The following is a 14,745-nucleotide window of genomic DNA, read 5'->3' as shown; positions in this document are numbered from 1 at the left end:
CTGTTGTGATGAACAGCTTCTTTGTTTAACTTAACTTAATTTTTCAGGATGTTCGACAAAAAATCGAACAACTGTTCCACAGTTTTTGCAGATTTCTAGGCAGATCGATTGACCTAGACTAGTAGCGCTACCTGAACGTGAGATACCAGCATAACCTTTATTTTGCTTAGCTGTCACAAATTGAGTTTCCCCACAGTAAGGGCAAGTTTGTGTTTTCATGAGCCTTCCTCCTTATTCAGTTGAAAAATATCTTCCACAGGCAGCTGGAAAATCTCTGCGATTTTCAGTGCCATTTCAAGCGATGGGTTGTAACGGTTGTTTTCTAGGTGAACAATAGTTTCTCTGCGGACACCGACTAATTGCGCCAGTTCCTGTTGGCTCATTTTTTTGGCTTTCCGCAGTTCTTTGAGATTAGTGACAATATTAGCCATCTTAAGCACCTCTTTTCTCAAAGAGGAAGAAAGCAATATCAAAGACTAAAATCATCACTGCGCCGAAAATTAAAACCATCCCAGCTGTCAGAGTAAATGGGAAAAAGAAGGTGATGACGCTCAAAATCATCAAACAAGCTAACATTAAGGTCAAGGTCAGGCAAGCAGCTTTAGCTAAGTCAGCATAAAAGCGTTCATCAGGTTTTTCGTCTACTTTTTTGAAAGCAAAGTAGACGAAGAAAATAACTAAAATCAGTAAGCCCAAGCCCAAAATGACATGCTTTATCCAGATAGGATTGCTATTTGGAGTAAGGGTCCAAATACCTTTTGTGTAGATGCCCATGGCTGCAAAGAGCGTGACCGTGTAGAGTTTTTCAGTTAGTCCAAAATAGCGGTTTTCTGGGGCTTGAAAAGCTTCTTTACGAAAGAACCAAAGAATGCCAGCTTGAACCAGTAACACGATAATGAAAGTAATAGATTTTATCCAAGTGGGATGACTTTGTGGCGATAGAAACCACAAAAGTAACATCAAAGGAAGCCAGGAAATGTAGAGCCATTTTTTATTTTTCATTAGTAAGTAACCTTTCTAAGCTTTTTTGTGACGCTTCATAAGCCAAACAGTAGCTGCGAAAATGACAGCTATCAAACCAAACGTGATTCCTAAAATAGCAAACATGAAACTAATAGGATTTGAGCTGGTCATGACACTAGCAATTAAAATTGGGATAATAGACAAACTTGGTATCAAATAAGTCCAGCGAAATTCTTGTTTTTGCTGAGGCATTTTTTTAATGTTAGACTTAGCAGGTTTATCAGGAAATTTGATGGTATTGACAATTATGAAGATAATGATAACCAAGGCAATTGTGATGCCAAAGGTGACATGTTTAACCCAAACAGGGTTAGAGTCAGCCGAGAAGAGCCAGATGACAAATAGCTGAGGAATAAGAATTGCAAATGGTAAGTGTTTGTAAAGATGTTTTTTCATAAGTCATCCCTTCTTTCTACGATAGACCAAATGTTAGTTATTTCTAACTTTTTCTGTTATAAGTATATCACTTTTATATAAAACTGTCAATATTTAGGTGAATTATTTTTCTCGTTTCTTCTTTCCCTTGACAGGTGGCAGAAAAATGACTATCCTATAACTACTAGAAAATAGAAAGAAGATTTATGGTAACAATTAAAGATGTGGCAAAGTTGGCGGGAGTGTCAACATCTACAGCATCCAGAGCTATGCATGACAGTTCCATTATAAGCGAAGCGACCAAGGAGCGTGTTCGTCAGGCAATGGCGGAATTGGATTATTCGCCAAATTTTTCAGCACAAAATTTGGTTAATCGCAAAACTAACACTATTGGTATTGTTCTTCCAGTGAGAGAAAATCAAGATTCTCTGGGAGATAATCCTTTCTTCATGCAAATTATCCAAGGTATCTCTAGTGTTTGTAGCCAAAATGATTATATGGTCAGTCTTGCTACTGGTCGCAGTGATAGGGAACTTGAAAAAAATACTCAAACGCTAATTCGTAGTGGGAATATAGACAAAATTATTTTTCTTTATTCCAAAAAAGGGGATCCGATATTTACAGCGGTAAAAAAACAGCGAAAGGTGTCCAGTGTGGTGGTAGGGCAAGCTTATGATGCGCCATCACCCAATATTCACTATGTTGATAATAATAACTATCAAGCAAGTCAAGATGCAACGAAATTTTTATGGGAAAAAGGGTATCGGCATATTGTTTATGCTTACACAGATATGCAGGAACTTGTACAGTCTGACCGCTATGAAGGTTATCGCACCTATGCCACGCAAAAACAACTCACAGACTATAGTTTACACCTATCACGGACAAATGATGAGGCAAATGTAGCAAAATTGCAGAGCTTCTTAGCAGACCACCCTGAGGTTCAAGCGTTTATTGCCTGTGATGATATTCAAGCTATTCGTCTGCAACGTTTATTTAAAATAATAGATGTTGCTCCTGATCGCTATGCCATTTTTGGATTTAATAATTCTTTGATCACGAAAATTGCTAGCCCAGCGTTAACATCGGTTGATATTTTTCCATATGAATTGGGAGAAAAAGCAGCAACAGTTTTACTGGGACAGGCGGAAAATTCGCAGAACCAAACACTTATCATTCCTCACAAAATTATTGAACGTGAGTCAACGCCTAGTTTAACAGTTAAAACAAATTAAGAAAAAGCATGACTAATTTTGAATCAGTCATGCTTTTTTAATATCTATAATAAAGAACAACTTCTGTTGTTTCTTTCAATGAGAGTAGGAGTGAATATAACTTGACCTATTATAAGATGAATTAGCATCACAAGTATCTATTGAGAGAGGTTTAGCGTTGGATTTATTGAGTTAGTTGAAATGAGTCAACTTTGCGACATACATCAAGTCTGCCAAAGCAACAGCGGAAAAAACGGAAGTTTCCTTCAGGAGGAAGATAATATTGGCGCTAAAGGAGGGAAGAGAAATAGCTAAGGCTTGTGGTAAAATGACATAGCGAAAACTTTGTAGCGGAGATAGGCCTATAGAGGTAGCTAGTTCTATCTGGGAGGAGGGAACAGCTTCAAAACCGCTTCGAAAAGACTCAGCCATATAAGGGCCTCCAAGAAAAATTAAACCAATGATGGCGCAGGTCGAGAGGAGAGAATAATTCCCAATCTTGGAAAACCGAAGTAGAGAAAAAATAATTGGATAAGAAGCGGCGTATTGCGAGAAAACTCAATGTAAATAGTGGAGAGTTGTTGCAAAATAGGGATTCGATAATGCCTGATAACACTAACTAGGAGTCCAACAAAGAAGGCTCCTAGGACTCCCCCAAAAGCGATAATTAATGTCAGTAAGAAGGCTTCTTGATAGAGAGGGATAGATTGCCTAATAAATTCCCAGTTCACATGACTACTCCTTTAACTAAATTTGTGACTATTTTAGCACACGGTAAATAACATGAATAATATGAATTTTCTATCAACTCGATAAGAAAAAACTATCATATTCAGAAGAATCAATTTTCTAAATGCTTAAAAAATTTTTAGAAACCGCTTTACAAATCAAAAATAAGTGATATAATAAAAATACAAAACGCAAACGTTTGCGTAATAAAACATTAAGGAGATGTCTCATGAAGAAGGCGTTTAAGAACTTAACAAGTTTCGAATTTTGGCAAAAATTCGGGAAATGTTTGATGGTCGTTATTGCCGTAATGCCTGCGGCAGGTTTAATGATTTCCATTGGTAACTCTATTCCCTTGATTAACCAAAACTCTACTCTTTTAGCAACTATCGGAAATGTAGTTGCACAGATTGGTTGGGCAGTTATTGGAAATCTTCACTTGCTCTTTGCTCTTGCTATTGGTGGTAGCTGGGCTAAGGAACGTGCTGGAGGTGCCTTCGCAGCAGGACTATCATTCGTCTTGCTTAACCGTATCACTGGTAGTATTTATGGCATTTCAAGCGAAATGTTATCAGATTCAAAAGCAGTTGTAACTAGTTTCTTAGGAACAAAAATGGTCGTTGCTGACTATTTCACAAGTGTTCTTGAATACCCAGCACTTAACATGGGTGTATTTGTAGGTATTATCGCTGGTTTTGTTGGTGCGACAGCTTATAACAAATACTACAACTACCGTAAGCTTCCTGATGTCCTTTCATTCTTCAATGGTAAACGCTTCGTTCCATTTGTTGTTCTTTTTCGTTCAGCGATTGTGGCTATTATTTTGGCTTTCTTCTGGCCTGTTATCCAATCAGGAATCAATGGCTTTGGTAAATGGATTGCCTCTTCACAAGATACAGCACCATTCTTTGCTCCGTTTGTATATGGTACACTAGAACGTCTGCTTCTTCCATTTGGTCTTCACCATATGTTGACAATTCCAATGAATTATACATCACTTGGTGGTACTTATGAAATTTTGACAGGAGCTCAAAAGGGTACTCAAGTATTTGGTCAAGACCCACTTTGGTTGGCTTGGGTGACAGACCTTATCAACCTCAAAGGTTCAAATGCATCAGCTTACAATGATTTGTTGGCAAATGTTACACCAGCTCGTTTCAAAGTTGGTCAAATGATTGGTTCTACAGGTACACTTATGGGACTTGCTTATGCTATGTACCGTAATGTTGATGCTGATAAGAGACATAAATACACAGGTATGTTTATCTCAACAGCTGCAGCTACTTTCTTGACTGGTGTAACTGAACCTATTGAGTTTATGTTCATGTTCGTTGCAATGCCACTTTACGCTGTTTATGCAGTTGTTCAAGGGATTACATTTGCTCTTGCAGATCTAGTTCACCTTCGTCTTCACTCATTTGGTAATATTGAATTGCTCACTCGTACACCAATGGCACTTAAAGCAGGTCTTGGTGGAGACCTTATCACATTTGTTATTGTATGTATCTTGTCAGGTGTTGTGATGTACTTCATCGCTGACTTTATGATTAAGAAATTCAATTTTGCAACTCCAGGTCGTAATGGTAACTACGAAGATCTTGATGGTGGAGATGCAAATGCAGCAGGATCAACAGGAGAAACTGCTGATGCTAACTCACAAGTTGTTCAAATCATCAATCTTCTTGGTGGTAAAGCTAATATTACTGACGTTGATGCTTGTATGACACGCCTTCGTGTCACTGTTAAGAACCTAGATGCTGTTGGTTCTGAAGATAATTGGAAAAAAGCTGGCGCTATGGGGTTGATTCTCAAAGACTCTGGTGTTCAAGCTGTTTACGGGCCAAAAGCTGACATTCTAAAATCTGATATTCAAGATTTACTTGATTCAGGTGCAGAAATTCCGGTTGTTGATTTTTCAGCGGATGATGCTAAAAGTGATGATAAAGTAAGCTTTAAGGGTGTTACAGAAGAAGTTATCTCAGTTGTTGATGGGCAAGTTGTTCCAGTAACTGAAGTCAAAGATCCAGTCTTTGCAGGTAAAATGATGGGAGATGGCTTTGCAGTTGAACCAACAGATGGAAATGTTTATGCTCCAGTAACTGGTGTCGTAACTACTGTATTCCCAACAAAACACGCCTATGGCTTGTTGACAGACGATGGTTTGGAAGTTTTGGTACACATTGGACTTGATACGGTTGACTTAGAAGGTAAACCATTTGAAGCCAAAGTTTCTGATGGTCAGCGTGTTCAAGCTGGAGACCTTTTGGCAGTTGTAGACTTTGATGCTGTTAAAGCAGCTGGTAAGGAAACCTCTGTTATTGTGGTATTCACTAACGTTGCCAATATTAAATCAGTTACTCTAGAGAAAACTGGTAAACTTGCTGCTAAAACAGCTGTTGCCAAAGTTGAACTCTAAGACCCAAATTAAGATATAAGAGGTTAGGAGTTGAGAATATTCTCAGCTCCTTGCCTGCTATGTAAGGAGTAAAAAATGGTGAAATGCCTAACGCTAAATACCCATTCATGGATGGAGTCTGACCCTCTCCACAAGCTACAGGATATTGTGGCACAAATTTTAAAAGAAGATTACGATATTATTTGCCTTCAAGAAATTAACCAAGAGATAGTTAGCCAGCCAGTACAAGAATTGGCGACTTATAGTGAGATAGTTGGAACGCCGACCATTCATCAGGATAACTTTGCTTTGCATCTGGTAAGTCTACTTCAAAAGCAGGGCAAGACTTACTATTGGTCGTGGGCCTATAATCATATTGGCTATGATAAATATCATGAAGGCGTAGCCATTTTATCTAAAACCCCGATAAAACCACAAGCTGTTTTAGTTTCAGATGTGGACGATGAATATGATTATCATACTAGACGTGTTCTTTTAGCGGATACGGAGATTGATGGTAGAGCCTTAACTGTTGTTAGCCTACATTTGTCGTGGTATGGCAAGGGGTTTGAAGGGGAATGGAAAAAGCTTGAAGCAGAACTTCAAGGACAAAAAACTCCCCTTATATTGATGGGGGATTATAATAATCCAACTGACGAAGAAGGCTATCAAGTTATTCTTTCAAGCTCGCTAAATCTTAAAGACAGTCACAAGTCTGCTAATATTGTTTCAGGAGAATACACTATCAAGGCTGATATTGATGGTTGGTCTGGGAACGAAAAGAATTTGAAGGTGGACCATGCATTTGTGAGTAAAGAATTAGAAATCTTATCCTCTCAGGTAGTTTTTGATGGAAATGAAACTCCCGTAGTTAGTGATCATTTTGGCTTAGCTATAAGTTTTAAATAAGCAAAATATTTTCCCAACCTTCTCAAAAAGACTTTACAAATAAAGCAAAAATGCTAGAATAACATATATGAACGCAAGCGTTTTCGCTGTCCGTTCGTTGGAAAATGAAAAATTGTAATGCTCAACAAAAATAAAAGACGTTTTTATCTCTAAAGAGACGAGTTGAGAAAAATAGAACGATTTTCGAAAAGTATAAAATTATATGTTTAGGATGATGTGATAATGACAGCTAGGTTTTTAACGTTGAATACCCATTCATGGATGGAAGTCAACTCTCTCAAGAAGCTTTTTGATTTGGGGGAATATATTTTAGAAAAAGATTTTGATGTGGTTTGTTTGCAGGAAATCAATCAAGGTATTGACAGTGAGCTTGCCAAGGCGGCTCCTACTTATCAACCCTTGGAGTCCTCACCAGCTCTTCGGAAGAATCACTTTGCTCTCCAGTTGGTTCAATACTTGAAGTCTCAGGGTAAGACTTATTATTGGTCATGGGCTTATAATCATATAGGCTATGATAAATACCACGAAGGTGTTGCCATTTTGTCAAAAACTCCTCTGCTAGCTAAGGATATTTTAATTTCAGCTACTGATGATGAGACAAATTTCAACACTCGTCGAGCACTTTTAGCTGAAACTGAGGTTAATGGTAAAGTTATTACTGTTGTCAGCGCACATATGTCTTTGCTAGGCAATGGTTTTGAAACAGAGTGGCCACGTTTGGAAGCTGCACTTAGTCATGCTCAAAAACCATTGGTGCTCATGGGAGCGTTCAACAACCCGACTGACGAAACAGGCTATCGTATGATTATGGACAGTCCTTTACAATTACAGGATAGTCATGCGGTGGCTGATAAAGTTGTAGGTCAGCATACGATTATTGAAGATATTGATGGGTGGGAGGATAATACGCAATCACTCAAAGTTGACCATGTTTTTGCTAGTCAGGATATTCGTATTCTTGCTTCAAAAGTTGCTTTTGATGGTGGTGCAGCTCCTATTGTCAGTGACCACTATGGCTTAGAAGTAGAATTTGATTTTTAATGATTTATTGGGAATGCTATGATGCGGTTATTTGACGTAAGTCCTATATCTTTGTAATCTCGTTTTATAAAAATAGTATCCCCCAAAAATTAGTTTTTGTCTACTTATTTGAGATCGCTTCAAGGTGTGGGTACCTCTCTTTGTTTAGAATAGTATTCTGTAAAAATGAGAATGATACCGAATTAGTCTAGTTACCATTTATAATGTTATTAGTTTCCCTTACTATATTTAAGTAAAGTCTGCGGATTGCGGCAAAGTGATAAAATTCTGTTTCGATTTTCACAAAGCATACCAATCTACATCAAAAAAAGACGACTGAATTAGTCTAGTTACCATTTATAATGTTATTAGTTTCCCTTACTATATTTAAGTAAAGTCTGCGGATTACGGCAAAATGATAAAATTCTGTTTTGATTTTCACAAAGCATACCAATCTACATCAACAAAAGACGACTGAATTACTATATCTCAGTCGTCTTTACTTTTTCGTGTTTTTTTATTTGTGTAATGGTTTTGAAATCAAAGAACTGCGCTTTTCAAATAGGCATCTACTAAGTTTTCTGTAGCTCGTACAGAATCAATATGGGTTCGCTCGTAAGAATGGCTTGACTCAATACCTGCACCTAACAGGGCATGTTTAACTTCAGCCCCTGCTCGCATAGCTGCCGAGGCATCGCTCCCATAGTAAGGATAGATGTCTAGTTTGTAAGGGATTTGATGTTGTTCACACAAAGCAACCATGTGCTGGCGAAGCTCATAGTGATAGGGACCAGAGCCGTCTTTGACACAGATAGAAACGGTATATTCATTAGTTGCTTGGTCGTCTCCCATGGCTCCCATATCCACAGCCAGATATTCAACTGTTTTTTCATGAAGGCTAGAATTAGCCCCGTGTCCAACTTCTTCAAAAGCTGAAAAGTAAAAATGGGTTGTGTGTGGCAGCTCAATCCCCTCATTTTTATAGGTTTTGAGGAGTTCAATGAGAATAGCTGCGCTGACTTTATCATCCAAGTGGCGAGATTTGATGAAGCCAGATTCCGTCACTACAACTCTTGGGTCAAACGAGATAAAATCCCCAACCTCAATGCCTAAAGCCCGTGTTTCATCGGCTGTATTCACTTTCTCATCTAAACGAATTTCCATATTAGTTTGATTACGTTCAGCCGTGCCAGCATCACGGTAAACATGGACAGATGTTTGGTGCATGAGAATGGTTCCTGAAATTTCTTTGCCATTTTCTGCTACATGAATGGTGCAATTTTCGCCTTCAATGGCGTTGTAGACAAATCCTCCCACTAAATCCATTTTCAGCCGACCATCAGGCTTGATGGCGCGAACCATGGCACCGAGGGTATCTAGGTGGGCGGTGACAACACGGTGTCTATCATCATCTCTACCCGCTACCGAAACCAAGAGACCACCTTTTGCTGTACGAATAGGAGTGTAGCAAAAGCTTTCTAATTCATTTTGAACATAGTCCATAATGCGCGAGGTAAACCCTGTTGGTGATGGGATTTTAGCTAAAGTAGTGATGTAATCAAGAGTTGTTTTCATGTTAATGTTTAGAAGCGGGCATGCTTCTCTTCCTTTCTACGGTATCAATTTTATGCTTGTTCATTATATCAAAAAAAGCCCAATAAAGGGCATTTTATATGGAAATAGCAGAGCTAATTTTAAAAGATTATCTTTCCAAGAAGTTTTTATACGTTTCTAAAATTACTGCAGACAATCGTTCAATGTCAGCTTGTGTGCCACGCAATTCAAAATCTCCAATCATAGGAAAACCAAAACGTTTGCAGTATTGTTTAGCCGTTAGGCAGTACTGATGATTAAAATTACGATTCCCAGATCCAATAATCCCAAAGCAGTTTTTGTAGTTGTCATGAGCGGCAATAAAATCTCCAAGTGGGTTGGTTAATATTTCTACATCGCCATCATCAATACCATTTCCTCCCTCGAGATAGGTAGGAAGAACAGCAAGGAAGGGTTCTTTAACAGGAAAAGTCTCATGGTTAAGCTCTTTAACGTTGATTTGGTGTATATCAATATCTTGATTGCTTTTTAAATACTCACTTAGGCGTTTGACAAAACTTTTCGTATTGCCGCTTAGACTGATAAAAACGACAGTTAAATGGGTCATTTGATTCTCCTAAAACTAGATATGGTATGATATACTAAGTTTAGCACAATATATGGTGTTGGACAAGGTGAAAAATTGGATAAATTGAGATAAAGGGTGGTTTCTAATTATCCAAAGGCATGGAAAGAAGAAATGTGTTAACATTCTTTTATTTTTCGCTTAAAAAGTGATAAAATAAGTACATTATAAGAGCAAGTAAGGGGTCACTATGGCAAAAGAAGTCAATTTAACAGGAGATGAAGTTGTTGCATTAACCGCTAAGTATATGACAGAGGCCGATGTGGCTTTTGTTAAGAAAGCTTTGGATTATGCGACGGCAGCACATTTTTATCAGTTTAGAAAATCTGGAGAACCTTATATCATTCACCCTATTCAGGTGGCTGGGATTTTAGCTGATTTGCATTTAGATGCTGTCACGGTGGCTTGTGGTTTTCTACATGATGTCGTGGAGGATACAGAAAGCAGTCTAGAAGACATTGAAACAGATTTTGGAAAAGATGTTCGTGACATTGTAGATGGGGTGACAAAACTTGGTAAAGTTGAGTATAAATCTCACGAAGAACAGTTGGCTGAGAATCACCGTAAAATGTTGATGGCTATGTCTAAAGACATTCGAGTGATTCTTGTTAAACTGGCAGACCGCTTGCACAATATGCGTACCCTTAAGCATTTACGAAAAGACAAACAAGAGCGTATTTCACGTGAAACGATGGAAATTTATGCTCCCTTGGCTCACCGTTTGGGGATTAGTCGAATTAAGTGGGAGTTGGAGGATTTGTCTTTCCGCTATCTTAACGAAACGGAATTTTATAAGATTTCTCACATGATGACAGAAAAGCGTCGTGAGCGTGAAGCTTTGGTTGATGAAATTGTTGAAAAAATCAAAGATTATACCCAAGAGCAGGGGCTCTATGGTGACATTTATGGACGACCAAAACACATTTATTCCATTTATCGAAAGATGCGTGATAAGAAAAAACGCTTTGATCAAATTTACGATTTGATTGCTATTCGTTGTATTATGGAAACGCAGATTGATGTCTATGCTATGGTTGGTTATATTCATGAACTCTGGCATCCAATGCCTGGTCGTTTCAAAGATTATATTGCAGCACCAAAGGCTAATGGTTATCAGTCCATCCACACCACGGTATTTGGACCGAAAGGACCGATTGAAATTCAAATTCGTACCAAGGAAATGCACGCTGTCGCTGAATATGGGGTTGCTGCCCACTGGGCCTATAAAAAAGGCATGAAGGGTAAAGTTAACCAGAGCGAACAAGCACTTGGGATGAATTGGATTAAGGAATTGGTTGAATTACAAGATGCTTCCAATGGTGATGCGCAAGACTTTGTAGATTCCGTTAAGGAAGACATTTTTTCAGAACGCATCTATGTTTTTACTCCAACAGGGGCGGTCAAGGAATTGCCAAAAGACTCTGGGCCGATTGATTTTGCTTATGCTATTCATACGAAAGTAGGTGAAAAAGCAACTGGAGCAAAGGTCAATGGACGGATGGTTCCTTTGACAGCTAAACTTAAAACAGGTGATACTTGTGAAATTGTCACCAATCCTAATTCATTTGGGCCAAGCCGAGACTGGATTAAACTCGTCAAAACGAATAAAGCCCGAAATAAAATTCGTCAGTTCTTTAAAAATCAAGACAAAGAACTCTCTGTTAACAAGGGCCGTGAGCTTTTGGTGGATTATTTCCAAGAACAGGGATATGTGGCAAATAAGTACCTCGATAAAAAACACATTGAGGCCATCTTACCAAGGCTTAGTGTCCGAAGTGAAGAGGCTCTATACGCAGCGGTTGGTTTTGGAGAATTGAGCCCTGTTAGTGTTTTCAACCGTCTAACTGAGAAAGAACGGCGGGAGGAAGAACGTGCCAAAGCTAAGGCTGAGGCTGAAGAATTGATGAAGGGCGGCGAGGTTAAGCACGAGAATAAGGAAGTTCTGAAGGTTCACAGTGAGAATGGTGTTATCATTCAAGGAGCATCTGGACTTCTCATGCGCATCGCAAAATGTTGCAATCCCGTTCCAGGAGATCCGATTGAGGGCTACATTACTAAAGGGCGTGGTGTCGCTATTCATCGGTCAGATTGTCATAATATTAAGAGCCAAGAAGGTTATGAACAACGACTCATTGAAGTTGAATGGGATGACGATAATACTCGAACTGACTATGTGGCGGAAATTGATATTTATGGACTTAACCGCTCAGGCTTGTTAAACGATGTCTTACAGGTTTTATCAAATGCGACCAAAAACATTTCGACGGTCAATGCCCAACCGACAAAAGATATGAAATTTGCTAATATCCATGTTAGCTTTGCTATTGCCAATCTGGCTAGTTTAACGACAGTCGTTGATAAGATTAAGATTATTCCAGATGTTTACAGCGTCAAACGAACTAACGGGTAATTATAAAGACAGCGGGCTGACTTGTTTGGTCCGCTTTTTAAAGAAAGGATTAAAATGAAGATTGTTATTCAGCGTGTGACAGAGGCTTCTGTCTCCATTGAAGGGGAAATGGCTGGTGCTATCAAGCAAGGTCTTTTGCTATTAGTTGGCGTAGGGCCAGATGATACGACCGACGATATGGCTTATGCGGTTAGAAAAATCGTCAATATGCGCATCTTTTCGGATCAAGATGGAAAGATGAATTTATCAGTCCAAGATATCAAGGGGGGTATCTTGTCGGTTTCACAGTTTACACTTTTTGCGGATACAAAGAAAGGAAATCGTCCAGCTTTTACTGGGGCAGCTAAACCAGATATAGCTAGCCAGTTCTATGATGATTTCAACCAAGAATTAAGTCAGTTTGTCCCTGTAGAATGTGGCGTTTTTGGAGCGGATATGCGGGTTAGTCTCGTCAACGATGGCCCTGTGACCATTCTCCTAGACACAAAAAATCGTTAAAAATTTGAGAATGACTTTTAAAACTGCATATATTGGCTATTTTTGGTAAAATAGAAACGATTACACGGAAGAAGGAGATAATAATGACACGTTATCAAGACGATTTTTATAAGGCAGTCAACGGCAAGTGGGCTGAAACTGCGGTTATTCCAGATGATAAACCTCGTACAGGTGGTTTTTCAGACCTTGCTGATGAGATTGAAGAACTCGTGCTAACAACGACCGATGGTTGGTTGGCTGGTGAAAAGCTCCCAAGCGATAGCATTTTACAAAACTTTGTCAAATTTCACAAGATGACAGCGAACTATGACAAGCGTGAAAAGGTTGGGGTTACACCAGTTTTACCGCTGATTGAAGAATATAAGAACTTGGGATCATTTGCTGAATTTGCTAGTCGTATGGCTGATTATGAGATGGCTGGAAAGCCTAATCTTTTGCCATTTGGAGTGTCGCCGGATTTTATGAATGCACAGCTTAATATCCTCTGGGCAGAAGCACCAGGTATTATCTTGCCAGACACGACTTATTATGCTGAGGATAATGAAAAAGGTAAGGAACTTCTTGCTGTATGGCGTAGTATGCAAGAAGAATTGCTACCTAAGTTTGGCTTCTCTGATGAGGAAATCAAAGATTTACTGGATAAGGTTATTGAACTGGATGCCAAGGTCGCCAAGTATGTCCTTTCGCGTGAAGAAAGTTCTGAGTATGTCAAGCTTTATCATCCATACGAATGGGTAGATTTTGTCAAATTGGCACCTGAATTACCATTGAACGATATTTTCAAGGCTATCTTGGGTGAGTTACCAGATAAAGTTATTGTACCTGAAGAACGTTTTTGGGTAGATTTTGCAGCAGAATACTATTCTGAAGGAAATTGGGAATTGCTCAAGGCTGACTTAGTCTTGTCTGCAGCCACTTCATGGAATGCTTATTTAACTGATGAGATTCGTATTTTGTCAGGCGCTTATAATCGTGCCCTGTCAGGGACACCACAAGCGCGTGACAAGCGTAAGGCAGCTTATTATTTAGCAGAAGGACCTTACAGTCAAGCTCTTGGTCTTTGGTATGCAGGTCAAAAATTCTCGCCCGAAGCCAAGGCTGATGTTGAACATAAGGTAGCTACTATGATTGACGTCTATAAATCACGCCTTGAAACCGCTGATTGGCTTGCGCCAGCTACACGTGAAAAAGCCATTACCAAGCTAAATGTCATCACACCCCATATCGGTTATCCTGAGAAATTGCCAGAAACTTATGGCAAGAAGATTATTGATGAAAACCTCTCCTTAGTGGAAAATGCTCAGAACTTGGCAAAAATTTCTATCGCTTATGCTTGGAGCAAATGGAATAAGCCGGTTGACCGTAGCGAATGGCACATGCCAGCTCATATGGTTAATGCTTACTATGATCCACAGCAAAATCAAATTGTCTTTCCCGCAGCTATTTTACAGGCACCATTTTATAGTTTGGAACAAAGTTCATCAGCTAATTATGGTGGAATTGGGGCGGTCATTGCCCATGAAATTTCGCATGCCTTTGATACCAATGGTGCCTCTTTTGATGAAAATGGGAGCCTGAAAAATTGGTGGACTGAAGAGGACTATGCAGCTTTCAAAGAACGTACAGACAAGGTAGTGGCTCAATTTGATGGTTTGGATTCATATGGCGTCAAGGTGAATGGAAAACTCACTGTTTCTGAAAACGTGGCTGACCTCGGTGGTGTAGCCTGCGCACTTGAAGCCGCTAAGAAAGAAGCAGACTTCTCTGTTCGTGATTTCTTCATCAACTTTGCAACAATCTGGCGTATGAAGGCGCGTGATGAATTCATGCAGATGATGGCAAGTATCGACGTCCATGCCCCAGCTGAGTGGCGTACTAATGTCACAATTACCAACTTCGATGAATTCCACCAAGAATTTGGTGTTAAAGAAGGTGATGGCATGTGGCGTGCTCCAGAAAACCGCGTGATTATTTGGTAAAGCTTACTCAAATA

At 39.2% G+C, this 14,745-nt stretch carries 13 protein-coding genes and 1 pseudogene; 7 read left to right on the top strand and 7 right to left on the bottom strand.

The window, feature by feature from the left end; translation table 11 throughout:
- Nucleotides 1-30: 30 nt before the first annotated feature.
- The 4 genes from A3I7_RS0112150 to A3I7_RS0112135 are packed head-to-tail and all read right to left on the bottom strand — an operon-like array spanning nucleotide 31 to nucleotide 1,419.
- Nucleotides 31-219 carry a hypothetical protein gene (locus A3I7_RS0112150; protein ID WP_018377005.1) on the bottom strand — a complete coding sequence of 63 codons (189 nt, stop codon included), beginning with the start codon at nucleotides 217-219 and terminating at the stop codon, nucleotides 31-33.
- On the bottom strand, nucleotides 216-431 hold the full coding sequence (locus A3I7_RS0112145) for a helix-turn-helix transcriptional regulator (protein WP_018377004.1): 216 nt from the start codon (nucleotides 429-431) through the stop codon (nucleotides 216-218). The genes A3I7_RS0112150 and A3I7_RS0112145 overlap by 4 nt, the downstream gene beginning before the upstream one ends.
- Before the next feature lies 1 nt (nucleotide 432).
- Nucleotides 433-1,002 carry a hypothetical protein gene (locus A3I7_RS0112140; protein WP_018377003.1) on the bottom strand — a complete coding sequence of 190 codons (570 nt, stop codon included), beginning with the start codon at nucleotides 1,000-1,002 and terminating at the stop codon, nucleotides 433-435.
- 15 nt (nucleotides 1,003-1,017) lie between these two features.
- Nucleotides 1,018-1,419, bottom strand: coding sequence for a hypothetical protein (locus tag A3I7_RS0112135; RefSeq protein WP_018377002.1), 402 nt, complete (start codon nucleotides 1,417-1,419; stop codon nucleotides 1,018-1,020).
- A gap of 185 nt (nucleotides 1,420-1,604) precedes the next feature.
- On the opposite strand from A3I7_RS0112135, the gene A3I7_RS0112130 reads away from it, so the two are divergent.
- Nucleotides 1,605-2,633, top strand: a complete 1,029-nt coding sequence (locus tag A3I7_RS0112130) for a LacI family DNA-binding transcriptional regulator (protein ID WP_018377001.1) — start codon at nucleotides 1,605-1,607, stop codon at nucleotides 2,631-2,633.
- 189 nt (nucleotides 2,634-2,822) lie between these two features.
- Here the strand turns inward: A3I7_RS0112130 and A3I7_RS13330 are convergent.
- A pseudogene (locus tag A3I7_RS13330) lies at nucleotides 2,823-3,343 on the bottom strand (amino acid ABC transporter permease); the annotation flags it as partial.
- A gap of 227 nt (nucleotides 3,344-3,570) precedes the next feature.
- Here A3I7_RS13330 and A3I7_RS0112120 point away from each other — a divergent pair.
- The 3 genes from A3I7_RS0112120 to A3I7_RS0112110 all read left to right on the top strand — a co-directional run bounded on the left by A3I7_RS0112120 (nucleotide 3,571) and on the right by A3I7_RS0112110 (nucleotide 7,686).
- Entirely contained in the window at nucleotides 3,571-5,757 is a 2,187-nt protein-coding gene (locus A3I7_RS0112120) for a PTS transporter subunit IIBC (RefSeq protein ID WP_018377000.1), read from the top strand.
- A gap of 75 nt (nucleotides 5,758-5,832) precedes the next feature.
- On the top strand, nucleotides 5,833-6,645 hold the full coding sequence (locus A3I7_RS0112115) for an endonuclease/exonuclease/phosphatase family protein (protein ID WP_018376999.1): 813 nt from the start codon (nucleotides 5,833-5,835) through the stop codon (nucleotides 6,643-6,645).
- Between the two features lie 222 nt (nucleotides 6,646-6,867).
- Nucleotides 6,868-7,686, top strand: a complete 819-nt coding sequence (locus tag A3I7_RS0112110) for an endonuclease/exonuclease/phosphatase family protein (RefSeq protein ID WP_018376998.1) — start codon at nucleotides 6,868-6,870, stop codon at nucleotides 7,684-7,686.
- Between the two features lie 519 nt (nucleotides 7,687-8,205).
- On the opposite strand, the gene A3I7_RS0112105 is transcribed toward A3I7_RS0112110, so the two are convergent.
- Together A3I7_RS0112105 and nrdI are read right to left on the bottom strand one after the other, a co-directional pair.
- Nucleotides 8,206-9,240: a M42 family metallopeptidase gene (locus tag A3I7_RS0112105; RefSeq protein WP_018376997.1), complete on the bottom strand. Its 1,035-nt coding sequence runs from the start codon at nucleotides 9,238-9,240 to the stop codon at nucleotides 8,206-8,208.
- A gap of 127 nt (nucleotides 9,241-9,367) precedes the next feature.
- Complete coding sequence (gene nrdI, locus A3I7_RS0112100; RefSeq protein ID WP_018376996.1) at nucleotides 9,368-9,826, bottom strand: class Ib ribonucleoside-diphosphate reductase assembly flavoprotein NrdI; 459 nt, start codon at nucleotides 9,824-9,826, stop codon at nucleotides 9,368-9,370.
- A 208-nt stretch (nucleotides 9,827-10,034) separates the two neighbouring features.
- On the opposite strand from nrdI, the gene A3I7_RS0112095 reads away from it, so the two are divergent.
- The 3 genes from A3I7_RS0112095 to A3I7_RS0112085 all read left to right on the top strand — a co-directional run bounded on the left by A3I7_RS0112095 (nucleotide 10,035) and on the right by A3I7_RS0112085 (nucleotide 14,731).
- Nucleotides 10,035-12,254 carry a RelA/SpoT family protein gene (locus A3I7_RS0112095; RefSeq protein WP_018376995.1) on the top strand — a complete coding sequence of 740 codons (2,220 nt, stop codon included), beginning with the start codon at nucleotides 10,035-10,037 and terminating at the stop codon, nucleotides 12,252-12,254.
- 54 nt (nucleotides 12,255-12,308) lie between these two features.
- The gene (gene dtd, locus A3I7_RS0112090) at nucleotides 12,309-12,752 is read left to right on the top strand and encodes a D-aminoacyl-tRNA deacylase (RefSeq protein ID WP_018376994.1); all 444 of its coding nucleotides are present in this window, start codon (nucleotides 12,309-12,311) and stop codon (nucleotides 12,750-12,752) included.
- Between the two features lie 83 nt (nucleotides 12,753-12,835).
- Nucleotides 12,836-14,731 carry a M13 family metallopeptidase gene (locus tag A3I7_RS0112085; RefSeq protein ID WP_018376993.1) on the top strand — a complete coding sequence of 632 codons (1,896 nt, stop codon included), beginning with the start codon at nucleotides 12,836-12,838 and terminating at the stop codon, nucleotides 14,729-14,731.
- The last annotated feature ends 14 nt before the right edge of the window (nucleotides 14,732-14,745 follow it).

The sequence above is a fragment of the Streptococcus orisratti DSM 15617 genome (genome assembly GCF_000380105.1).
GTDB classification, from domain to species: Bacteria; Bacillota; Bacilli; order Lactobacillales; family Streptococcaceae; genus Streptococcus; species Streptococcus orisratti.
This window is presented reverse-complemented; position numbering and strand designations above follow the sequence as displayed.

What these genes read in the sequence shown, in the direction of transcription:
- A3I7_RS0112150 (WP_018377005.1), bottom strand. Translation starts at nt 219, where the DNA reads ATGAAAACACAAACTTGCCCTTACTGTGGGGAAACTCAATTTGTGACA.
- A3I7_RS0112145 (WP_018377004.1), bottom strand. Translation starts at nt 431, where the DNA reads ATGGCTAATATTGTCACTAATCTCAAAGAACTGCGGAAAGCCAAAAAA.
- A3I7_RS0112140 (WP_018377003.1), bottom strand. Translation starts at nt 1,002, where the DNA reads ATGAAAAATAAAAAATGGCTCTACATTTCCTGGCTTCCTTTGATGTTA.
- A3I7_RS0112135 (WP_018377002.1), bottom strand. Translation starts at nt 1,419, where the DNA reads ATGAAAAAACATCTTTACAAACACTTACCATTTGCAATTCTTATTCCT.
- A3I7_RS0112130 (WP_018377001.1), top strand. Translation starts at nt 1,605, where the DNA reads ATGGTAACAATTAAAGATGTGGCAAAGTTGGCGGGAGTGTCAACATCT.
- A3I7_RS0112120 (WP_018377000.1), top strand. Translation starts at nt 3,571, where the DNA reads ATGAAGAAGGCGTTTAAGAACTTAACAAGTTTCGAATTTTGGCAAAAA.
- A3I7_RS0112115 (WP_018376999.1), top strand. Translation starts at nt 5,833, where the DNA reads ATGGTGAAATGCCTAACGCTAAATACCCATTCATGGATGGAGTCTGAC.
- A3I7_RS0112110 (WP_018376998.1), top strand. Translation starts at nt 6,868, where the DNA reads ATGACAGCTAGGTTTTTAACGTTGAATACCCATTCATGGATGGAAGTC.
- A3I7_RS0112105 (WP_018376997.1), bottom strand. Translation starts at nt 9,240, where the DNA reads ATGAAAACAACTCTTGATTACATCACTACTTTAGCTAAAATCCCATCA.
- nrdI (WP_018376996.1), bottom strand. Translation starts at nt 9,826, where the DNA reads ATGACCCATTTAACTGTCGTTTTTATCAGTCTAAGCGGCAATACGAAA.
- A3I7_RS0112095 (WP_018376995.1), top strand. Translation starts at nt 10,035, where the DNA reads ATGGCAAAAGAAGTCAATTTAACAGGAGATGAAGTTGTTGCATTAACC.
- dtd (WP_018376994.1), top strand. Translation starts at nt 12,309, where the DNA reads ATGAAGATTGTTATTCAGCGTGTGACAGAGGCTTCTGTCTCCATTGAA.
- A3I7_RS0112085 (WP_018376993.1), top strand. Translation starts at nt 12,836, where the DNA reads ATGACACGTTATCAAGACGATTTTTATAAGGCAGTCAACGGCAAGTGG.